At 63.8% G+C, this 18,496-nt stretch carries 19 protein-coding genes; 15 read left to right on the forward strand and 4 right to left on the reverse strand.

The window, feature by feature from the left end; genetic code table 11:
- Positions 1–127: 127 nt before the first annotated feature.
- On the forward strand, positions 128–553 hold the full coding sequence (locus tag AC07RZ_RS21410) for an organic hydroperoxide resistance protein (RefSeq protein WP_144742289.1): 426 nt from the start codon (positions 128–130) through the stop codon (positions 551–553).
- 58 nt (positions 554–611) lie between these two features.
- Here AC07RZ_RS21410 and AC07RZ_RS21415 read toward each other — a convergent pair whose 3' ends face one another.
- Positions 612–2,570 carry a methyl-accepting chemotaxis protein gene (locus tag AC07RZ_RS21415; protein WP_494669505.1) on the reverse strand — a complete coding sequence of 653 codons (1,959 nt, stop codon included), beginning with the start codon at positions 2,568–2,570 and terminating at the stop codon, positions 612–614.
- Positions 2,571–2,814: 244 nt separating this feature from the next.
- Here AC07RZ_RS21415 and AC07RZ_RS21420 point away from each other — a divergent pair, with 244 nt between their 5' ends.
- From AC07RZ_RS21420 to AC07RZ_RS21475, 12 genes are all read left to right on the forward strand, one after another.
- Positions 2,815–4,437, forward strand: a complete 1,623-nt coding sequence (locus tag AC07RZ_RS21420; protein ID WP_494669506.1) for a methyl-accepting chemotaxis protein — start codon at positions 2,815–2,817, stop codon at positions 4,435–4,437.
- A gap of 142 nt (positions 4,438–4,579) precedes the next feature.
- Complete coding sequence (locus tag AC07RZ_RS21425) at positions 4,580–5,449, forward strand: CheR family methyltransferase (protein WP_092398912.1); 870 nt, start codon at positions 4,580–4,582, stop codon at positions 5,447–5,449.
- Complete coding sequence (gene cheD / locus AC07RZ_RS21430) at positions 5,446–6,102, forward strand: chemoreceptor glutamine deamidase CheD (RefSeq protein WP_494669507.1); 657 nt, start codon at positions 5,446–5,448, stop codon at positions 6,100–6,102. Before AC07RZ_RS21425 ends, cheD begins: the two co-directional genes overlap by 4 nt.
- Entirely contained in the window at positions 6,099–7,178 is a 1,080-nt protein-coding gene (locus AC07RZ_RS21435) for a protein-glutamate methylesterase/protein-glutamine glutaminase (protein ID WP_494669508.1), read from the forward strand. Before cheD ends, AC07RZ_RS21435 begins: the two co-directional genes overlap by 4 nt.
- Positions 7,179–7,292: 114 nt before the next feature.
- Positions 7,293–7,691 (forward strand): chemotaxis response regulator CheY, encoded by a 399-nt coding sequence (cheY, locus tag AC07RZ_RS21440; RefSeq protein ID WP_092398906.1) that lies wholly within the window; start codon positions 7,293–7,295, stop codon positions 7,689–7,691.
- Between the two features lies 1 nt (position 7,692).
- On the forward strand, positions 7,693–8,334 hold the full coding sequence (gene cheZ, locus AC07RZ_RS21445) for a protein phosphatase CheZ (protein WP_144742283.1): 642 nt from the start codon (positions 7,693–7,695) through the stop codon (positions 8,332–8,334).
- A gap of 190 nt (positions 8,335–8,524) precedes the next feature.
- Positions 8,525–9,667: a flagellar biosynthesis protein FlhB gene (gene flhB / locus AC07RZ_RS21450; protein ID WP_494669509.1), complete on the forward strand. Its 1,143-nt coding sequence runs from the start codon at positions 8,525–8,527 to the stop codon at positions 9,665–9,667.
- Entirely contained in the window at positions 9,664–11,769 is a 2,106-nt protein-coding gene (gene flhA, locus AC07RZ_RS21455) for a flagellar biosynthesis protein FlhA (protein WP_494669510.1), read from the forward strand. Before flhB ends, flhA begins: the two co-directional genes overlap by 4 nt.
- 2 nt (positions 11,770–11,771) lie before the next feature.
- Complete coding sequence (flhF, locus tag AC07RZ_RS21460; protein WP_494669547.1) at positions 11,772–14,192, forward strand: flagellar biosynthesis GTPase FlhF; 2,421 nt, start codon at positions 11,772–11,774, stop codon at positions 14,190–14,192.
- 10 nt (positions 14,193–14,202) lie between these two features.
- Complete coding sequence (locus AC07RZ_RS21465; protein WP_494669511.1) at positions 14,203–15,006, forward strand: MinD/ParA family ATP-binding protein; 804 nt, start codon at positions 14,203–14,205, stop codon at positions 15,004–15,006.
- A 24-nt stretch (positions 15,007–15,030) separates the two neighbouring features.
- Positions 15,031–15,774 (forward strand): RNA polymerase sigma factor FliA, encoded by a 744-nt coding sequence (locus AC07RZ_RS21470; protein ID WP_494669512.1) that lies wholly within the window; start codon positions 15,031–15,033, stop codon positions 15,772–15,774.
- Position 15,775: 1 nt separating this feature from the next.
- Positions 15,776–16,336: a flagellar protein FlhE gene (locus AC07RZ_RS21475; RefSeq protein WP_494669513.1), complete on the forward strand. Its 561-nt coding sequence runs from the start codon at positions 15,776–15,778 to the stop codon at positions 16,334–16,336.
- A gap of 24 nt (positions 16,337–16,360) precedes the next feature.
- Here AC07RZ_RS21475 and AC07RZ_RS21480 read toward each other — a convergent pair whose 3' ends face one another.
- From AC07RZ_RS21480 to flgA, 3 genes are all read right to left on the reverse strand, one after another.
- Entirely contained in the window at positions 16,361–16,819 is a 459-nt protein-coding gene (locus tag AC07RZ_RS21480) for a flagella synthesis protein FlgN (protein ID WP_494669514.1), read from the reverse strand.
- Entirely contained in the window at positions 16,816–17,160 is a 345-nt protein-coding gene (gene flgM / locus AC07RZ_RS21485; RefSeq protein WP_254785117.1) for a flagellar biosynthesis anti-sigma factor FlgM, read from the reverse strand. The genes AC07RZ_RS21480 and flgM overlap by 4 nt, the downstream gene beginning before the upstream one ends.
- Positions 17,161–17,257: 97 nt before the next feature.
- Positions 17,258–17,992, reverse strand: coding sequence for a flagellar basal body P-ring formation chaperone FlgA (flgA, locus tag AC07RZ_RS21490; protein ID WP_144742277.1), 735 nt, complete (start codon positions 17,990–17,992; stop codon positions 17,258–17,260).
- Here flgA and AC07RZ_RS21495 point away from each other — a divergent pair.
- Both AC07RZ_RS21495 and AC07RZ_RS21500 read left to right on the forward strand, forming a co-directional pair.
- On the forward strand, positions 17,987–18,220 hold the full coding sequence (locus AC07RZ_RS21495; protein WP_494669515.1) for a hypothetical protein: 234 nt from the start codon (positions 17,987–17,989) through the stop codon (positions 18,218–18,220). The two genes, flgA and AC07RZ_RS21495, sit on opposite strands and share 6 nt — an antisense overlap.
- On the forward strand, positions 18,208–18,474 hold the full coding sequence (locus tag AC07RZ_RS21500; protein WP_061539106.1) for a helix-turn-helix domain-containing protein: 267 nt from the start codon (positions 18,208–18,210) through the stop codon (positions 18,472–18,474). Before AC07RZ_RS21495 ends, AC07RZ_RS21500 begins: the two co-directional genes overlap by 13 nt.
- The last annotated feature ends 22 nt before the right edge of the window (positions 18,475–18,496 follow it).

The raw sequence follows: 18,496 nt of genomic DNA on the forward strand, positions 1-18,496 counted from the left end.
TAAGAATTGCCTTATGCCTCGTTTCATTCTTGCGTCATCTTAATGTTGTACCTTTGATCCGGATCGTCAGTACGGCCGACTGCACTGATCCAAAGGATTTTCCAACCGGCCAATAAAGGAAACCATCATGTCAGTTGAAAAAGTTCTGTACCGCGCTCAAGCCACCGCAACCGGAGGCCGTGACGGCCGCGCTGTGTCATCCGATAACGTGCTGGACGTCAAGTTGACCACGCCGAAAGAATTGGGCGGCGCCGGCGGCGTCGGCACCAATCCTGAACAACTGTTTGCAGCCGGTTATTCCGCCTGCTTCATCGGCGCCATGAAATTCGTCGCCTCGCAAGAAAAAATCACCCTGCCTGCAGACGTGTCGATCACCGGCCTGGTAGGCATCGGCCAGATCCCAGGCGGCTTCGGCATCGAAGTCGAATTGCGCATTTCCCTGCCAGGCATGGACGCCGGCGCTGCGGAAGACCTGGTCAACAAGGCGCACAAGGTCTGCCCATATTCCAATGCAACCCGCGGCAACATCGACGTTACCCTGACTTTGGTGTAATCAACCGGGCGGATGACATCCGCATCCGCCCAGCCTGGCTTGCCAGGCTTTTTTTTCGTCAGCCAAGCTTGAAAACGGCAGCGGCCTGCGCCAGCTGCGCCGCCTGGTCCTGCAGGCTTTGGGCAGCCGCCGCGGCCTGTTCGACCAGCGCGGCATTCTGCTGGGTGATGTCGTCTATGTGACCCATGGCGCGGTTGATCTCTTCGATGCCGCTGCTTTGCTCCCCGGTCGCCGCCGTAATCTCATGCATGATGTCCGCCACCCGCTTGACCGCGGCGACGATGCCCTGCATGGTCTGGCCGGCCGCATCCACCAGCTTGCCGCCGGCATCCACCTGTTCTACCGAGTCGCTGATCAAGCCTTTGATTTCCTTGGCGGCGGCAGCCGAACGCTGCGCCAGGCTGCGCACTTCCGCCGCCACCACCGCAAAGCCGCGTCCCTGCTCGCCGGCCCGGGCTGCTTCCACCGCGGCGTTCAGCGCCAGGATGTTGGTCTGGAAAGCGATGCCGTCGATCACGCCGATGATGTCGTGGATCTTGCGCGAACTGTCCTTGATCGCATTCATCGTATCGACCACCTGGCCGACCGCCCGGCCGCCGGCGACCGCTTGCCCCGATGCGCCGATCACCAGCTGGTTGGCATGCTGGGCGCTGTCGGCGTTTTGCTTCACCGCCGCGGTCAGCTGTTCCAGCGAACTGCTGGTCTGTTCCAGCGAGGCCGCTTGCGATTCGGTGCGCGCCGACAGGTTGGCGTTGCCTTCCGCGATTTCCTGCGAGGCGCGCGCCATTTCGCCGGTGCCTTGCCGCACATTGCCGATGACGCCGGCCAGGCCCTGGCTGATGCCGTTGATGGCGCGTTCCAGCTGGCCGATTTCGTCGCCCCGGTCGCTTTCCAGGGTAGCGCTCAGGTCGCCCGCCGCCAGCTGCTGCGCCGCCTGCTTGACTCTTTCCAGCGGCTGGCTGATGGTGTTGCGGATCAGCCAGTACAGCGCAGCCACCATGACCAGCACCGCCGCCAGGCCGAACAGGGCATTGCGGTTGCGCAGCGTGGTGATTTCCTGCGTCAGCTCAGCGGCGTCCTCGTTGCCGACAATCTGCCAGTTCCAGTTCTTGTACAGCGCAAAGGCGGCGATTTTTTCCGGTCCCTTGGCAGCGCCTTCCTGCAAGGCATAACGCATGCTGCCCTCCTTGTGCTCAAGGATTTCCCTGATGAAGCCGCGGCCGTCGGCATCCTTGAGCGCCAGTACATTCTTGCCTTCGTCGGCCGGCGCCACCAGCAGCTTGCCCAGGTCCTTGCCCTGGGCCGCATTGAGCACCTGGAAATAACCGGATTCACCCAGCTTGGCCGAGCGGATGCGAGCCTTCAGCGTTTCGATGTCGCTGCCGATGTCGACCCCGACAAACAGCGCGCCGACGATGGCGCCGGCCTCGTCCTTGACCGGGTTATAGGCGGTCATGTATTCCTTGCCGAACAGGGCGGCGCGGCCGACATACGGCAAGCCGCCCTGCAGGCGCGCATAGCCGGGATGGCCGTGGTCAAGCACGGTGCCTATCGCGCGTTCGCCGTTTTCTTTCTTGAGCGAGGTCGAGATGCGGATGAAGTCGTCGCCGCTCTTGATGAAGATCGTCGCTACCGCCCGGCTGGCCGAAGTGAAGCGGTCGGCGACCGAAAAATTCATGTTGATGACGTCATTGCCGTTTTTCAGCAGCGGCGTCGGCTTGCCGGCGACATCGACGGTCTTGCTGCTGTCGATGGAAAATTTTCCGGGGAAATAGCTGGCCAGCAGCAGCGCAAAACGGTCGGCTTCGCTTTTATGGCTGGCGTCGAATGTATCGAGCATCTGGATCATGGTGCCGGTCCTGCCGGAAATGTCGCGTACTCCGCGCTGCTCCAGCAATTGTGAAGTGGCGCTAGCGCTGGCCCAGCCGTAGACCAGGAAAATCAGGGCGGCCAGCAAAAAGGTAAACAAGCTGAGCTTGATGCCTACGTTGAGGCTGTTGAAGAATTTATTGTTCATTGACTATCCTTTTCTTGTTAGATGGACTGAGCTGGCGAGTGGCATCCTGCCGAATTCCTGGCAATCAAAGTCAATAACGACAACTTTCGCGAAAGTTGAAGGGCGCGCAAGCGTGGCCGGCTGCCTGGGCCCTCAAGAAACGATGCGGCTTGCCGTTAACAGGATCAGGAAAGCGGCTAGCTGGCATCCGCCATTCCTGAGTTAAAGGCTCGCGTGCAACTGAAACCCATTCGAAAAGAAAATCATGACCTGGTTCTATAACTTGAAAATTGCAACCAAACTGCTGCTGTCGTTTGCGTTGATACTGATGCTGACACTGGTGCTGGGCGTGGCCTCGATCACGCAACTGGGGCAGGTCAACGCCACCACCAACGAAATCAACACTAACTGGCTGCCGAGCGTGCGGCTGCTGCTGACCATGAAGAGCAACCTGGCGCTGCTGCGCAATGTCGAAATGCAGCACGTCATGTCGAACGATGCGGCGGACATGGACAAGAGCGCCCAATTCATCGGCGAGATCCGGGGCGGCCTGCAAAAGAGCATGAGCGAATACGCGCCCTTGGTGTCGGAACAGGAACGCGCTGTATACGATCAGCTCAAGGATAAAATCCCGCAGTACCTGGAGATGGACAAGAAAATCGTCGACATCTCGCGCGCCTTCAGGAAAGACGATGCGGCAAAGGAAATACGCGGCGATTCCCTGGCGGCCATCGTCGAGCTGGACAAGCAGGTTGAACGCCTGGTGAAAATCAATAGCGACGGCAGCGCCGCCTCGGCGAAAGAGGGCGAAGCCATCTACAACAAGGCCCGGGTCTGGATGATAGGGCTGATGATCGCGATGCTGTTGCTGGGTTTCGCCCTGGCGCTGTGGATTGCGCGGGTAGTGGCCCAGCCCCTGGGGTTTGCGGTAGACGTGGCGCGCCGCGTTGCCGGCGGCGATTTGACGGCGGACATAGAAGTCAGGTCCAGGGACGAGACCGGGCAGCTGATGCAAGCGCTGAAAGACATGAACCAGAGCCTGCAGAAAATTGTCGGCGAGGTGCGCAGCGGCACCGATACCATTGCTACCGCCTCCAGCCAGATTGCGGCCGGCAACCAGAACCTGTCGCAGCGCACGGAAGAGCAAGCCAGCTCGCTGGAAGAAACCGCGGCGTCGATGGAACAGCTGACCTCGACCGTCAAGCAGAATGCCGATAACGCCAGCCAGGCCAACCAGCTGGCGGTGTCCGCCTCGGAAGTGGCGCTGCATGGCGGCACGGTGGTGACCCAGGTGGTGAGCACCATGGGCGCGATCAATACCTCGTCGAAAAAGATTGTCGACATCATCGGCGTGATCGACGGCATCGCTTTCCAGACCAACATCCTGGCGCTGAACGCCGCGGTGGAAGCAGCCCGGGCCGGCGAGCAGGGACGCGGCTTTGCGGTGGTGGCGGCGGAAGTGCGCAGCCTGGCGCAGCGTTCGGCTGCCGCGGCCAAGGAAATCAAGGGCCTGATCGACGACTCGGTGGAAAAAGTCGGGCTCGGCTCGCGGCTGGTCGACCAGGCCGGCACCACCATGGAAGAAATCGTGGCCAGCGTGCGCCGCGTGACCGACATCATGGGCGAAATCACTGCCGCCAGCCAGGAGCAGACAGCCGGCATCGAGCAGATCAACCAGGCCATCAGCCAGATGGACCAGGTGACCCAGCAAAACGCTGCTTTGGTGGAAGAAGCCGCGGCGGCCGCGGCCAGCCTGCAGGACCAGGCCGGCGTGCTGGCGGATGTGGTCGGCGCTTTCAAGCTGGAGCGCGCACATGGCGCGGCGCAGGCAAACCGGATGATCGATATCACGCCGCATGCGCAGATGCTGCGCGGCGCCGCTGCCTAGCCTGGCGCGGCGCCGCCATGCCCGGAGCAAGCGGCGTTTTAGGCTCTTGTTCGCGGCATCGGCGTGCGGCCGCCGTGTTTATATTGCAATACGGGCAGTTGCCGCAGCAAGCGGCGCTGCCAACCATGTTAAGGCGCACCGAATGACTATCAAACCGAGCACCAGGGCGGCGACGGCTTCAGCTCGGGATTTTTTGCTGACCGACGGCGATTTTTCCAGGGTCCGCGCGCTGATCCACCAGCGCGCCGGCATCGCGCTGGGCGAACAAAAGCGTGAGATGGTGTACAGCCGCCTGTCGCGCCGCCTGCGCGAACTCGGCATGAACGACTTTACTTCGTACCTGGCCTTGCTGGAAGGCGAGAAGGACAGCGCCGAATGGCAAGCCTTCACAAATGCATTGACCACCAACCTGACCGCATTTTTCCGCGAGGCGCATCATTTTCCGCTGCTGGCGGAGCACGCAAAAAAATGCGCGGCGCCGGTGACTGTCTGGTGTTCGGCGGCTTCCACCGGCGAAGAGCCGTATTCGATTGCAATGACCCTGATCGAAGCGCTGGGCAGCCGCGCCGCCACGGCCAGCGTGATCGCTACCGACATCGACACCCAGGTGCTGGAAAAGGCCGCGGCCGGGGTCTACACCATGGAGCAGGTCAGCAAGCTGCCGCTGGAACGCCTCAAGCGCTTCTTCCTGAAAGGCAGCGGCGCCCGTGCCGGGCAGGTGCGGATACGGCCGGAAGTGGCGGCCATGGTGAAGTTCGGCCAGCTCAACCTGCTGGATACGCAATGGGGCTTGAAAGAACCGTTCGACGTCATCTTTTGCCGCAACGTGATGATCTATTTCGACAAGCCGACGCAGAACAGGATCCTGCAGCGCTTCGCACCCTTGATGAAACCGCAAGGCTTGCTGTTTGCCGGGCATTCGGAGAATTTTTCCTACGCCAGCCAGCCGTTCCGGCTGCGCGGCCAGACCGTCTACGAACTCGATTCCCGGCAAGCCAAGGGCGGCGCATGATTTCAGCGGCGGAAGAGTCGGTGGCGACCCATCATTATTTTGACCGCGAGTTCGACAGCGCGGCGGTCAAGCTGCTGCCCAACGAATACTACGTCACGCCAGACGACATGGTGCTGAGCACCGTGCTCGGTTCTTGCGTGGCGGCCTGCGTGCGCGACAGCACGGCAGGAGTCGGCGGCATGAATCACTTCATGCTGCCCGATGACGGCAACTCCGGCAACAGCGCATCGGCCTCCATGCGCTACGGCGCCTACGCCATGGAGATGCTGCTCAACGAGCTGCTCAAGGCGGGCGCGCGCCGCGAACGGCTGGAGGCAAAGGTGTTTGGCGGCGGCGCGGTGCTGGCGAACATGACGATGCTCAACATCGGCGACCGCAACGCCGATTTTGTATTGCGCTACCTGCAGATGGAGCAGGTGCGGGTGGCGGCGCAAGACTTGCGCGGCAACCTGCCGCGCCGGATCAGCTATTTCCCGAGGAGCGGCAAGGTCATGGTGCGCAGGCTGCACCGCATCAACGAAGCCGAACAGGTCCAGCGCGACGAACAGAAACTGGTGCAGGCGCTGGCGCAGCAGCCGGTGCGCAGCAAGGTGGAATTATTCAATACGGCAGTCGGCAAGAAAGCCGTAAAACAAGGTGGAGGCAGCGCGTGAGCGATAAAAAAATCAACGTATTGTGTGTGGACGATTCGGCGCTGATACGCAGCTTGATGACCGAAATCATCAATAGCCAGTCGGACATGACCGTGGTGGCGACGGCCCCTGATCCGCTGGTGGCGCGCGACCTGATCAAGCAGCTCAACCCCGATGTGTTGACGCTAGATGTCGAAATGCCGCGCATGGACGGCCTGGATTTCCTGGAAAAGCTGATGCGCCTGCGGCCGATGCCGGTGCTGATGGTGTCTTCGCTGACAGAGCGCGGTTCCGAAATCACGCTGCGCGCGCTGGAGCTGGGGGCGGTCGATTTTGTCACCAAGCCGCGGCTCGGCATACGCGAAGGCTTGCTGGAATATACCGACCTGATCGCCGACAAGATCCGCGCCGCCGCCCGCGCCCGCCTGCAATCGGCGCGCCGGCCCGGGGCCGATGCGGCGGCGGCGGGGCAGGCGCCGATGCTGCGCAGCCCTTTGCTGAGTACCGAAAAACTGATCATCATCGGCGCTTCCACCGGCGGCACCGAAGCGATCCGGGAAGTATTGCAGCCGCTGCCGCCGGATTGCCCGGGCATCATGATCGCGCAGCATATGCCGCCCGGCTTTACCCGGTCATTTGCGCAGCGCCTGGACGGCTTGTGCCGCATCACCGTCAAGGAAGCGGAACACGGCGAGCGGGTATTGCCGGGCCATGCCTATATCGCGCCCGGCGGCTTCCATCTGTCGCTGGCGCGCAGCGGCGCCAACTATGTCGCCCACCTGGACCAGGAAGATCCGGTCAACCGCCACCGGCCTTCGATCGACGTGCTGTTCGATTCGGTCGCCCAGCATGCCGGCAAGAACGCCATCGGCGTGATCCTGACCGGCATGGGACGGGACGGCGCGGCCGGTTTGCTGCGCTTGCGCCAGGCTGGCGCTTACACCCTGGCGCAAGACGAAGCCAGCTGCGTGGTGTTCGGCATGCCGCGCGAAGCGATCGCCATGGGGGCGGCCAACGAGGTAGCCGGCATAGCGGAAATGAGCGCACGCCTGATGGCGCGCCTGATGTCGTACGGCGAACGCTCGAACCGGGTGTAAAAAAAGGTGGGAACAATATCCGCCCTGTGTTTTTTTACATTTGTGACGTTATACAGGCATAGCGTCAGGAATGCGGGCATGCGTGCCAGGTCCTATTTTTAGTGTGGAGTAATCATGGTTGATAAAAGTATCAAAATTCTGGTGGTGGACGATTTTCCTACCATGCGGCGGATTGTAAGGAACCTGTTGAAAGAACTCGATTTCGTCAATGTCGACGAAGCCGAGGACGGCGCGGCAGGACTGGCCAAGCTCAAGGACGGCAATTTCGGGTTTGTCGTGTCCGACTGGAACATGCCCAACATGGATGGCCTGACCATGCTGCAATCGATACGCGCCGATCCGGCCCTGTCCAGGCTGCCGGTGCTGATGGTGACGGCCGAAGCCAAGAAGGAAAACATCATCGCCGCCGCCCAGGCCGGCGCCAACGGCTATGTGGTCAAGCCTTTTACCGCGGCCACGCTGGAGGAAAAGATCACCAAGATATTCGAGAAAATTGCGAAAGAGAGCGCTTGATATGAGCCTGCACGCCTTACAGATGCCGGCGGCCGGCGATTCCGCCGAGCAGCTGGTCAACCGCATCGGCCACCTGACGCGCCTGCTGCGCGAAAGCATGCGCGAACTCGGCCTGGACCAGGAAATCGCCAAGGCGGCGCAGGCGATCCCGGATGCCCGCGATCGCCTGAACTACGTGGCGGCGATGACAGAGCGCGCCGCCGAACGGGCCTTGAACGCGATCGACGTCGCCCAGCCGATCCAGGAAAAACTCAGCAAGCAGGCCAAGACGCTCAGCCAGCGCTGGGACGAATGGTTTGTCAGCCCGGTCGAACTGGACGATGCCCGGGTGCTGGTGCTGGATACCCGCAATTACCTGAAAGACGTGCCGCAGCAGGCTTCTGCCATCAACGCGCAGCTGATGGAAATCATGATGGCGCAGGACTTCCAGGACCTGACCGGCCAGGTCATCAAGAAAATGATGGAAGTCGTGCAGGAAATGGAAAAGCAGCTGCTGCAGGTGCTGATCGACAATACGCCGCTGGAAAAACGCAGCGACGGCAACGGCCTGTTGAACGGTCCGCAAATGAATGCGGATGAAAATCCCGATGCGGTGTCCGACCAGGAACAGGTCGACGACCTGCTGTCCAGCCTGGGCTTCTGACCCGGACCATGGCGGATCCGCATCACGCCTGAAACAAAAGCGGCCAGGGCGGCGGTAGACACGCCCCGGCCGCAGCGATTGCCTGAGCAGCACCGCTATCCCCGCCTTGTTTGCCCGATTGCATCTGCGTCCTTGCATCAATAATCGATATTGATAGGGCGCTGTTCGTCCCTTCTGGTTCGGAGCATGCATGGCGGAAGAAAGCGATCTCGAAAAGACGGAACCCGGTTCTCCCCGGCGCCTGGAAAAGGCGCGCGAAGAAGGCCAGGTTGCCCGTTCGCGCGAGCTGAGCACGTTTGTCATGCTGAGCACCGGCATAGGCGGCTTGTGGCTGACGGCCGTGCCGATGGCGGAGCATATCGGCCATGCCCTGCGGCAGGGCATGCAATTCAAGCGCGCCGCCGCCTTCGATACCTCCTACATGCTGACCCAGGCCGCCGCTGCCGGGCAGGAAGCGCTGCAGGCTTTGCTGCCGTTGCTGGCCATGCTGGCGCTGGCTGCCCTGGCTGCGCCGCTGATGCTGGGCGGCTGGCTGTTTGCGCCGGATGCGCTGGCGCCCAAATTTTCCAAGCTCAATCCGGCGGCCGGCATTGCCCGCATCTTTTCCAGCCAGTCGCTGGCGGAACTGTTCAAGGCATGCACGAAATCGGTACTGGTGGGCGGCATCGCCTACTGGGTCATGTCGCGCAACCTCGATACGCTGCTTGGCTTGCTGAGCGAACCGGTGCACGGCGCATTGGCGCATACGGTACGGCTGGTGGCCAATTGCTGCGGCCTGATCATTGCTTCGCTGCTGCTGGTGGCGGCCATCGACGTGCCATACCAGTTGTGGAGCTATTACCGCAAGCTGCGCATGACGCGCGAAGAGCTGAAGCAGGAACACAAGGAAAGCGAAGGCGATCCGCACGTCAAAGGGCAGATCCGGCGCCAGCAGCAACAGATGGCGCGGCGGCGCATGATGGCCGAGGTGGCGACCGCCGACGTGGTGGTCACCAACCCGACCCACTTTGCGGTCGCACTCAAATACAGCGACAAGGAAATGCGCGCGCCCAGGGTGGTTGCCAAGGGCACCGACCTGATAGCGCTGCGCATCCGCGCCATTGGCGCCGAACACAAGATTCCCATGCTGGAAGCGCCGCCCCTGACCCGGGCGCTGTATCGCCATACCAACCTGGGCGAAGAAATTCCGGCTGCGCTGTACACCGCGGTGGCTGAAGTGCTGGCCTGGGTTTACCAGCTGCAGCGCTGGCGCAGCGAGGGCGGCATCGCGCCACGCACACCGGCCGACCTGCCGGTTCCCGATTCACTCGACACTTTAGGAAGCCCGGCATGAAGCCAGCAGGCCCAGCTTTTTCATTCAGTTCCCTGCCCCGCCTGGGGGCCGCCATATTGGCTGGCAATGGCGTCAAGGGCATGGCCGGCCCGGTGCTGATCATCATGATCCTGGGCATGATGATCCTGCCTCTGCCGCCGTTCCTGCTCGACCTGCTGTTCACCTTCAATATCGCGCTGTCGGTGATGGTGCTGCTGGTCAGCATGTACACCATGAAAGCGCTGGATTTCGCCGCCTTCCCGGCGGTCTTGCTGTTTTCTACCTTGCTGCGCCTGTCGCTCAACGTGGCTTCCACCCGTGTGGTGCTGCTGGAGGGCCATACCGGGCCGGACGCCGCCGGCAAGGTGATCGAAGCCTTCGGCCATTTCCTGGTGGGCGGCAATTTCGCCGTCGGCATCGTGGTGTTCGTGATCCTGGTGGTGATCAACTTCATGGTCATCACCAAGGGCGCGGGGCGGATTGCCGAAGTCGGCGCGCGCTTCACGCTGGATGCGATGCCAGGCAAGCAGATGGCGATCGACGCCGACCTCAACGCCGGCCTGATCGGCGAAGACGTAGCGCGCAAGCGCCGCGCCGAAGTCGCGCAGGAAGCGGATTTCTACGGCTCCATGGACGGCGCCAGCAAGTTCGTGCGCGGCGATGCGGTGGCAGGTTTGCTGATCATGGTGATCAATGTGGTCGGCGGCCTGATCGTCGGCGTCGCCCAGCACGGCCTGGATATTTCGGTGGCGGCCAAGAACTACACCTTGCTGACCATCGGCGACGGCCTGGTGGCGCAGATCCCGGCGCTGGTGATTTCTACCGCCGCCGGCGTCATCGTCTCGCGCGTGACGACCGATGAAGATGTCGGCCAGCAGCTGATGGGGCAGCTGTTCTCCAATCCGCAGGTGCTGTTCCTGACCGCCGGCATCATAGGCCTGATGGGACTGGTGCCGGGCATGCCGCATGTGGCGTTTCTGATCATTGCCGGCGGCCTGGTCTATCTCGGCCGGCGCTTGCTGCAGAAAAGCGCGGCGGCGGAATATGCGGCCAAGGCGCCGCCGCCGTCCGCGGCGGCTGCCGAACCGGCGGACGCCAGCTGGGACGACGTGGCGCTGGTCGATCCGCTCGGGCTGGAAGTCGGCTACCGCCTGATTTCCCTGGTGGACCGCAGCCAGAACGGCGAACTGCTGGGCCGCATCAAGAGCATCCGCAAGAAATTCGCGCAGGACATCGGCTTCCTGGTGCCGGTAGTGCACATCCGCGACAACCTGGAACTCAAGCCGAATTCCTATGTGATCACGCTCAAAGGCGTGGAGATCGCCAACGGCGAAGCCTGGCCTGGCCAATGGATGGCGATCAACCCGGGCCAGGTCAGCGCCACCTTGCCCGGCGTGCAGACGGCCGATCCGGCGTTTGGCCTGCCGGCGGTCTGGATCGAAAGCCACATGCGGGAGCAGGCCCAGATCTACGGTTACACCGTGGTCGACGCCAGCACTGTGATCGCCACCCACCTGAACCACCTGATCCATGCCCATTCGGCGGAACTGCTGGGACGGCAGGAAGTGCAGCAGCTGCTGGACCGTGTCGCCAAGGATGCGCCGAAGCTGATCGAAGACCTGGTGCCCAAGCTGCTGTCGCTGACGACGCTGCAGAAAGTGTTGCAAAACCTGCTGGACGAAAGCGTATCGATACGCGACATGCGCACCATCCTCGACGTCCTGCTGGAGCACGGAGGCACGGTCAGCGACGCTACCGAACTGACATCGCTGGTGCGGCTGGCGCTGGGCCGGGCCATCACCCAGCAGCTGTTCCCGGGCAACGGCGAACTGCAGGTGATCGGCCTCGACGGCTCGCTCGACCGCGTCCTGCTGCAGGCATTGAGCAACGGCAGCGGGCTGGAGCCGGGGCTGGCCGACAGCCTGCTGGCGCAGACCCAGGCCGCGATCGCGCGCCAGGAACAGTTCGGCCTGTCGCCGGTGCTTGTGGTGCAGCATCCGCTGCGGGTCTTGCTGGCGCGCTTCCTGCGCCGCAGCCTGCCGCAGCTCAAGGTGCTGTCGCACGCCGAAATTCCTGATACCCGCACCATCAAAGTAACCGCCACTATCGGAGGCAAGGCTTGAACATGCGCACTGACAGCGTCACCATCGTCGCCCCGTCCAGCCGCGAAGCGCTGCGCCTGGTGCGCGAACGGCTGGGACCGGACGCCATCATCGTTTCCAGCCGGGCGACCGCCGCCGGCGCGGAAATCGTCGCCATGCTGGAAACCGCGGGCGATGCACGGCCGGCATCTGTACCAGCCCCGGCTCCTGTGGTTGCCGCACCAGCGGCGGTGGCAGCACCAGTGGCCATACAGCCAACCGCAAGCGCCGCCGCGCCATCCGGCACGGACAGCAACGGTAGCGTTATCAGCGAAATCCATTCGATGCGCGGCATGATCGAAGAGCAGCTGGCCGGCCTGGTGTGGAACGACAAGCAGCGCCGTGACCCGGTGCGCGGCCACCTGCTGCGCACCTTGCTGGGCGCAGGCTTCAGCGCCAGCCTGGCGAAAGCGATGCTGGACCACCTGCCGACCGGCCAGAATTTCGGCTCCGGCATGGCGTGGGTCAAGGCCGAACTGGCGCGCAACCTGCCTTTGATGGAAAACGAAGATGCGCTGATGGATGGCGGCGGCGTCTATGCCTTGATGGGCCCGACCGGGGTCGGCAAGACCACCACCACCGCCAAGCTGGCGGCGCGCTGCGTGATGCGCTTCGGCGCCGACAAGCTGGCGCTGCTGACTACCGACAGCTACCGCATCGGCGCGTTCGAGCAGCTGCGCATCTACGGCAAGATCCTGGGCGTATCGGTGCATGCGGTGAAAGACGCAGCCGACCTGCGGCTGGTGCTGGAGGATTTGCGCGACAAGCACATGGTCTTGATCGATACGGTCGGCAAGAGCCAGCGCGACCGCAGCGTCTCCGAGCAGGTCGCCATGCTGTGCGGCGCCGGCCGCCCGGTCAAGCGCTTGCTGCTGCTGAACGCCGCCAGCCACGGCGACACCCTGAATGAGGTGGTGCATGCCTACAAGGACAGCGCCGGCGGCAACCAGCTGGCGGGCTGCATTTTCACCAAGACCGACGAAGCGACCCATCCCGGCGCATTGCTGGACACCGTGATCCGCCACCGGCTGCCGGTGCACTACGTCTCTTGCGGCCAGAAAGTGCCGGAGAACCTGATGCTGGCCGAGCGTTCGCAACTGGTCGACAGCGTGTTCCAGAGCGCCAGCCGCAGCGCCTTGTTTGTTCCGGGCGAAGCCGACCTGGGCGAGCTGCCGGCGGCATTGAACAACGACGCCGAACTGGCGGCCGCGTCTGCCGCCACCGAACGCTTGCGCGGCCAATGCCGGCAACTGATCCGGGTGCTGGCGCACGACGCCGAAGAGCTGGCGGCCAACGCCGCTGCGCTGGCCGGCGGCGAGATCGGCTTCGAGACCAGCAGCCGGCTATGGCGCGACCTGGCGGACGACAGCACCGGCAGCCAGGCAGTGGTCCACAAGCTGCTGGCGCATGCGAAAACGGAAATCGGCCTTGCTTGCAACGACCAAGTGCTGGCGATCAGCGGCAAGACCGAGCTGGCCGCCAGCCGCAGCGGCGACGCCTATGCCTTGCAATCCAGCGTGCTGCTGTCGGATCGCGACGGCATGCCGCTGGCGGCGCCGCATCAATTGCTGTCCACCGCGTTTGCCGCCGCTGCAGACGGCGCCGTAGCCACGCCGGCGCTACGCCAGCTGGCTTGGGTGCATGGCCAGGATTTCGGCAAGCCGGTGGTGCACCTGCTCGACAAAATGCCGGCGCCAGGCTTGATCGAATCCTGGCAGGCCGGCGGCATGTCATGGCTGGCCCGTGCGCGCGGCACCACTTGCGTGCTGGACGGCGCGGCCCGGACATCGCTGTCAAAACTGGCGGAACGGCTGGTGTTCGATACGCCTCAGGCGATGTTCTACAAGGGCAAGCCGGCGCAACAGATGCTGGCGGAGACGGCAGTCGCCTTGCCCGGCGACAAAAGGCACGATGCGGGCGCATTCAATTTGCGCTGCGTGGCTGTGCGCATCGTCGATCCGCACAGCGGAAAACTGCTGGCCGGCTGGTACCTGCTGACCAATCTTGCGCCGTCGGCGACGGCGTCGCAGCTTGCCGCGTGGGCCTGCTGGAAACAAGCCGCCGATCCTTACTACAAGCTGCTCAAGAAAGCGATCCAGCAGCTCGATGCCTGCACCGAGCCGGGCGACAGCCAGATGCAAAAACGCCTGCTGGTCGCCGCGCAAGTCAGCACCACCGTCTGGCGCCTGGCGCATAACCGCGGCAGCTGGGCCGGCGCCGCTCGCGCGCTGCTGGCCCAGCTGGCCGGCCATCGGATCCGCGCCGGCGCGGCCAGCGCCAGTTCCGCGGCAGCGCTGTTTGAAGGTTTCGGCAAGCTGATCGCCCTGCTGGATGCGCTGGCGCTGGATGCCGATAGCGTCCCCGGCCTGGCGCCGGCGCCGGGCGCTGCGGCGTTGCCCGGATGAAGGGACGTCTGTGAGCAAAGTAGTCAGCGACCAGGCAGATGGTTTGCGCAACCTGATGGCGCAGCATTCGGGCATGCAGGCGGCGCGCGTCATCGCGCTGGTCGGCAGCAGTCCAAGGATAGGCGTCACCAGCGTTGCCTTGAACCTGGCCGCGGCCCTGGTGCAGCAAGGAAAAGAAGTGCTGCTGCTGGACGAGCAGAGCGGCGCGCGGTCGGCAACGGCGATGTGGGCCGGCGCTGCGGCGCGCAGCTGGTCCGATGTTGCCGGCGGCCTGCCGCTGTCGGCCGCGGCGTCGCGCCTGGCTTGCGGCGCGCTGCTGCTGGCGGTGCGCCAGGGCGATGCTCCTGCCGTGGCTGAGGTGCGCAATCTGTTCCAGGGGCAGGTGATCCTGGTCGATGCCGGCCTCGACCGCGACGGCGCCTTGTCACCGCTGGCGGCGCAGGCCGACGATGTGGTGGTGGTGCTGCGGCCGCAGGCGGCTTCCATCACGGCCGCCTACGCCTGCATCAAGCAGCTGCATTATGCGCATGCCCTGCAGCGCCTGCGGATCATGCTCAACCTGGCGGCCGGCATGCCGGAGGCGCAGCGCGTGCTGGGCAACCTGGCCGGCGCCGGCAGCCGTTACCTGGGGCTGGCGCTGGAGCCTGCCGGCTGCGTCGCGGAAGACCCGCAGCTGGTGCGCGCGCTGGGACTCAAGCTGAGCGTGGTGGAGGCATTCCAGACCAGCGCCGCGGCAATCGATTTCCGCCGCATCGCTGGCCAGCTGCTGCAATGGCCGCGCCCTGTTGTTAACCGAAATCTGGACACTGTGTGAGTAAAGCAGGAAGAGGAATCCATCATGTATACGGCTCAGGGAAAAATCGACAAATCCGACACGCTGGCGCAATACGCGCCGCTGGTGCGGCGCCTGGCTTTGCAGCTGATCGCGAAATTGCCGGCCAGCGTGGAGCTGGACGACATGATCCAGGCCGGCATGCTGGGTCTGCTGGACGCCGCCAACCGCTACCAGGACGACCAGGGCGCGCAGTTCGAGACCTACGCCAGCCAGCGTATCCGCGGCGCGATGCTGGACGAGCTGCGCGCCAACGACTGGCTGTCGCGCGGCTTGCGGCAATCGTCGCGCAAGGTCGACGCCGCGGTGCAGGCGCTGGAGCAGAAGCTGGCGCGTCCGCCCAGCGAGCGTGAAATCGCGGTGTCGATGCAGCTGTCGCTGGAAGACTACCAGCACCTGCTGCAGGAAATCCACGGTTCGCAGCTGGTGTATTACGAAGACTGCGAAGGCGGCAGCAATGAAAATTCCTTTCTCGACCGCCAGCACGACAGCAGCGACCGCAGCGGCGCCGCAGATCCGTTGCAGCGTTTGCTGGACAGCGGCATGCGCCACATGCTGGTGGAGGCGATCGCCCTGATGCCGGAGCGCGAACGGCTGCTGCTCAGCCTGTACTACGAGCAGGAGATGAACCTGCGTGAAATCGGCGCCATCCTGGAAGTCAGCCAGTCGCGCGTCTGCCAGCTGCATAGCCAGGCCATCAGCCGCCTGCGGGTGCGCTTGAATGAAACCAGCCGGAGCGAGGTAGCCTGAGATGAGCGACCTGGCCGGCTTCGGGCCTAGGCTGAGGCGACTGTTGTTTTGCGGCGCGGCCGGCTGGCTGGCGGCCGCGGGTGTCTGCGCCGAAGAACGGCCAGCCGCGGCAATCAGCCTGGGTACTTATATGGGACGCGCGGAGAATCCGCCGGCCGGGCCCGGCGCCGTCCGGCTTGACAGCGGCGCCGCCGCGGGCGGACAGGGCAGGGTGGCAGGTTCCTGGAGCGCTACTGTTTCCACGCCCGCACTCTTCTACCGTGGGGTGGCTTATCAGTCGGTTCAGGTAGCTCCGGTCGGCAGCGGCGTCTCTTCGGGCTCCAGGACCCGCCGGGTCGGCTGGCGCTACAGTTTCCTGACAGCGCCGCCGGCCGGCATCCATGCCTATCTGTGCAACTACGCCAGGTGTGCCGCTCTTAGCGGCGCCAGCGGCAGCACCGCCGCCTTTGACGGCGACAACGGCTGGTCGAATTTCGTGTTTGCTTTTGTGATCGACGGGCGCGGAGCCTTGACCCCGGCATTGCAGGGCGCGGCCAGCCAGGTGATGGTCAGCTACGAGTAAACCGGGCTATGGAGTAGGCGGCGTTCAGCTCGACGCCAGGCTATGGCCGTTGCCGAGCCCGATCTGGTGCTTGCCGTCGGCGCCATACAGCGATTGGCCGTGGGCGCGCAGGAAATTGATCGAGCGCCGCACGAAATCCAGGTGGGTATGGATCATGATGCCGTTGCGATGGTTGTAGTCGCGGGCCTGGGCTGCAAGCACCAGCAGTTCTTGCCAGGCTTGCTGCAGGTTGTCGCCGCCGGCCGCCGCCGCGGCGTCGCCGCCGGTTCGTCCCGCGTCGAAACCGGCCGCCCGTTGCCGCTGTTCCCGTTCCTGCTCAAGCGCAGTGATGCGTTCCGCCAGCTGGGCCTTGCGTTCGGTGATCAGCGGCAGCACGTCGAAACGGCTCTTGATCAGCGCCTCCGCTTCCTGGTCCAGCAGGTCGAGAAAGGCGTCCATGACGGCGCGCTCCTGCTGCAGGTGCTTGAAGAGCGCGCTGCTCATGACGGTTTCTTGCCCAGCAGGTCGCGTACCGTATCGAGCAAGCCGTCGGCGATTTTTTCGGGATTGATCTGATAGCGGCCTTCGCTGATGGCCTGGCGTATCTCGGCGACCCGGGCGGCGTCGAAATCGCCGGCGCCGGGTTGCAGCAACTGGGTTTGCAGCTGGCGCACTTGCGCCGACAGTGAATTCAGGGCGGCTGGCATAGGCGGGCTGGCGCTGTTGGCGGTGCCGGCGGCAGCGGCGTCGGCGGATGCGGCGCGCGCCGCGTTATCCTTGCTGGACGCCGCGTTGGCTGGGCTTGACACGCTATTGAGCGGCTTTGTAGGTTGATCGATTTTCAAGATGTTTCCTCTAAGGGATCTGTTCGTTATAACGGCAGCTTGCGCGGAATGTTTAGGGTTCCGGCTAAAAATGCCTGGATTGCTGTAAAAACAAGCGTCAATTCGGCAATTCTACCGAACCATCGGCACGGGCGATGCCGCTCAGCATCTGCCCTGCCTGCGTCTTCACCTGTATCGCCACGCCGGCGGCGGCATTGGTCATCGCCCGTCCTTCGGTGCTGACGACGAAGCCCGAGCCTTGCGACTGGACTTTGACGCTTTGCCCCTGCTGTATCACGGTGGCGCCGCGCAGCAGTTCCAGCCGCAGCGGCGCGCCCAGGGCAATCCGGTTCGAGGCTACCATGCCGGCGGCTTGCTGCGGATTGGTGACCACGCCGCGCGGCAGGGCGCTGAGGTCGCCCTGGCGCAGCTGGATATCGGCGGGGCCGACGGTGTCGCCGGCATCGATGGGACGGCTGGCTACATAGTAGTTCGCCACCACCGCCACATAGGCGGGCACATAGCGCGTCCACGCCGGCGTCGTGGAACCGTTGCCGTTGCAGCGCAGGCCGACCGAGATCCGTCCCCAGACCCGGGCGCCGGCGGGCAGGAACGCTTCCAGCGCATCGCAGGCGGGCAGGGCGCCTGACATCGGCGTCTCGATGCGGATGCTGACCTTGCCAGGCAAGCCGCCGGCCTGGGCCAGCAGGAACTGCTCTATCACCGGCCTGGCGCTGCCGCTCAGTTCCGCTGTCCTGGCGGATGCGGCCCGGCTGCCGGCGCCTGGTCCTGCCGCGGCAAGGATCAGGCAGGTAATCGCAAGCCGGCGGCGCCGGGATAATGGTGCATGCATATCGAATCTTCCCTCAATCGGAATTCATGGCGACGGAATGTCCGCCATCAGATTCTAGACAACCGCGCGCCGTCGCCAAGCGCCGAACTGGGCGCGGTTTGGCGTGTTGTTTGGGGTATTGGATTGTTATGCCCTGCCTATAATGGTTTGCGGAAACCTGTCGCGCCGGTTCAAAAAATCCTGCTGGAAGGCGATCTGAAAATCAAGGACATGCAATGGCGAACGTGAGCGAATTCGATGAAGAAGTCCCGGCCACCCTGGCGGATTTCCTGCGGCAGATGCGTTTGAAGCAAACCGGCGAGAACGGCAAGAGGCTGTCGCTGACCGCGATGCACCGGCGCTGCGGCTTGTCGGTGCCGGTGCTGAGCAAGCTCGAAACCGGCAGGGTCACCGATCCCAGCGGATCGACCATCAAGCGCGTGCTGGACGGTTACCGGCTGAGCTTCGAGGATGTCGCAAAATATTTTCCCGGCCCCAAATGAGACCGGCATGGCGTATCTTGAA

Source organism: Collimonas sp. GW821-FHT07E08, assembly GCF_059418905.1.

What these genes read in the sequence shown, in the direction of transcription:
- AC07RZ_RS21410 (WP_144742289.1), top strand. Translation starts at nt 128, where the DNA reads ATGTCAGTTGAAAAAGTTCTGTACCGCGCTCAAGCCACCGCAACCGGA.
- AC07RZ_RS21415 (WP_494669505.1), bottom strand. Translation starts at nt 2,570, where the DNA reads ATGAACAATAAATTCTTCAACAGCCTCAACGTAGGCATCAAGCTCAGC.
- AC07RZ_RS21420 (WP_494669506.1), top strand. Translation starts at nt 2,815, where the DNA reads ATGACCTGGTTCTATAACTTGAAAATTGCAACCAAACTGCTGCTGTCG.
- AC07RZ_RS21425 (WP_092398912.1), top strand. Translation starts at nt 4,580, where the DNA reads ATGACTATCAAACCGAGCACCAGGGCGGCGACGGCTTCAGCTCGGGAT.
- cheD (WP_494669507.1), top strand. Translation starts at nt 5,446, where the DNA reads ATGATTTCAGCGGCGGAAGAGTCGGTGGCGACCCATCATTATTTTGAC.
- cheY (WP_092398906.1), top strand. Translation starts at nt 7,293, where the DNA reads ATGGTTGATAAAAGTATCAAAATTCTGGTGGTGGACGATTTTCCTACC.
- cheZ (WP_144742283.1), top strand. Translation starts at nt 7,693, where the DNA reads ATGAGCCTGCACGCCTTACAGATGCCGGCGGCCGGCGATTCCGCCGAG.
- flhB (WP_494669509.1), top strand. Translation starts at nt 8,525, where the DNA reads ATGGCGGAAGAAAGCGATCTCGAAAAGACGGAACCCGGTTCTCCCCGG.
- flhA (WP_494669510.1), top strand. Translation starts at nt 9,664, where the DNA reads ATGAAGCCAGCAGGCCCAGCTTTTTCATTCAGTTCCCTGCCCCGCCTG.
- flhF (WP_494669547.1), top strand. Translation starts at nt 11,772, where the DNA reads ATGCGCACTGACAGCGTCACCATCGTCGCCCCGTCCAGCCGCGAAGCG.
- AC07RZ_RS21470 (WP_494669512.1), top strand. Translation starts at nt 15,031, where the DNA reads ATGTATACGGCTCAGGGAAAAATCGACAAATCCGACACGCTGGCGCAA.
- AC07RZ_RS21475 (WP_494669513.1), top strand. Translation starts at nt 15,776, where the DNA reads ATGAGCGACCTGGCCGGCTTCGGGCCTAGGCTGAGGCGACTGTTGTTT.
- AC07RZ_RS21480 (WP_494669514.1), bottom strand. Translation starts at nt 16,819, where the DNA reads ATGAGCAGCGCGCTCTTCAAGCACCTGCAGCAGGAGCGCGCCGTCATG.
- AC07RZ_RS21495 (WP_494669515.1), top strand. Translation starts at nt 17,987, where the DNA reads ATGCATATCGAATCTTCCCTCAATCGGAATTCATGGCGACGGAATGTC.
- flgA (WP_144742277.1), bottom strand. Translation starts at nt 17,992, where the DNA reads ATGCATGCACCATTATCCCGGCGCCGCCGGCTTGCGATTACCTGCCTG.
- AC07RZ_RS21500 (WP_061539106.1), top strand. Translation starts at nt 18,208, where the DNA reads ATGGCGAACGTGAGCGAATTCGATGAAGAAGTCCCGGCCACCCTGGCG.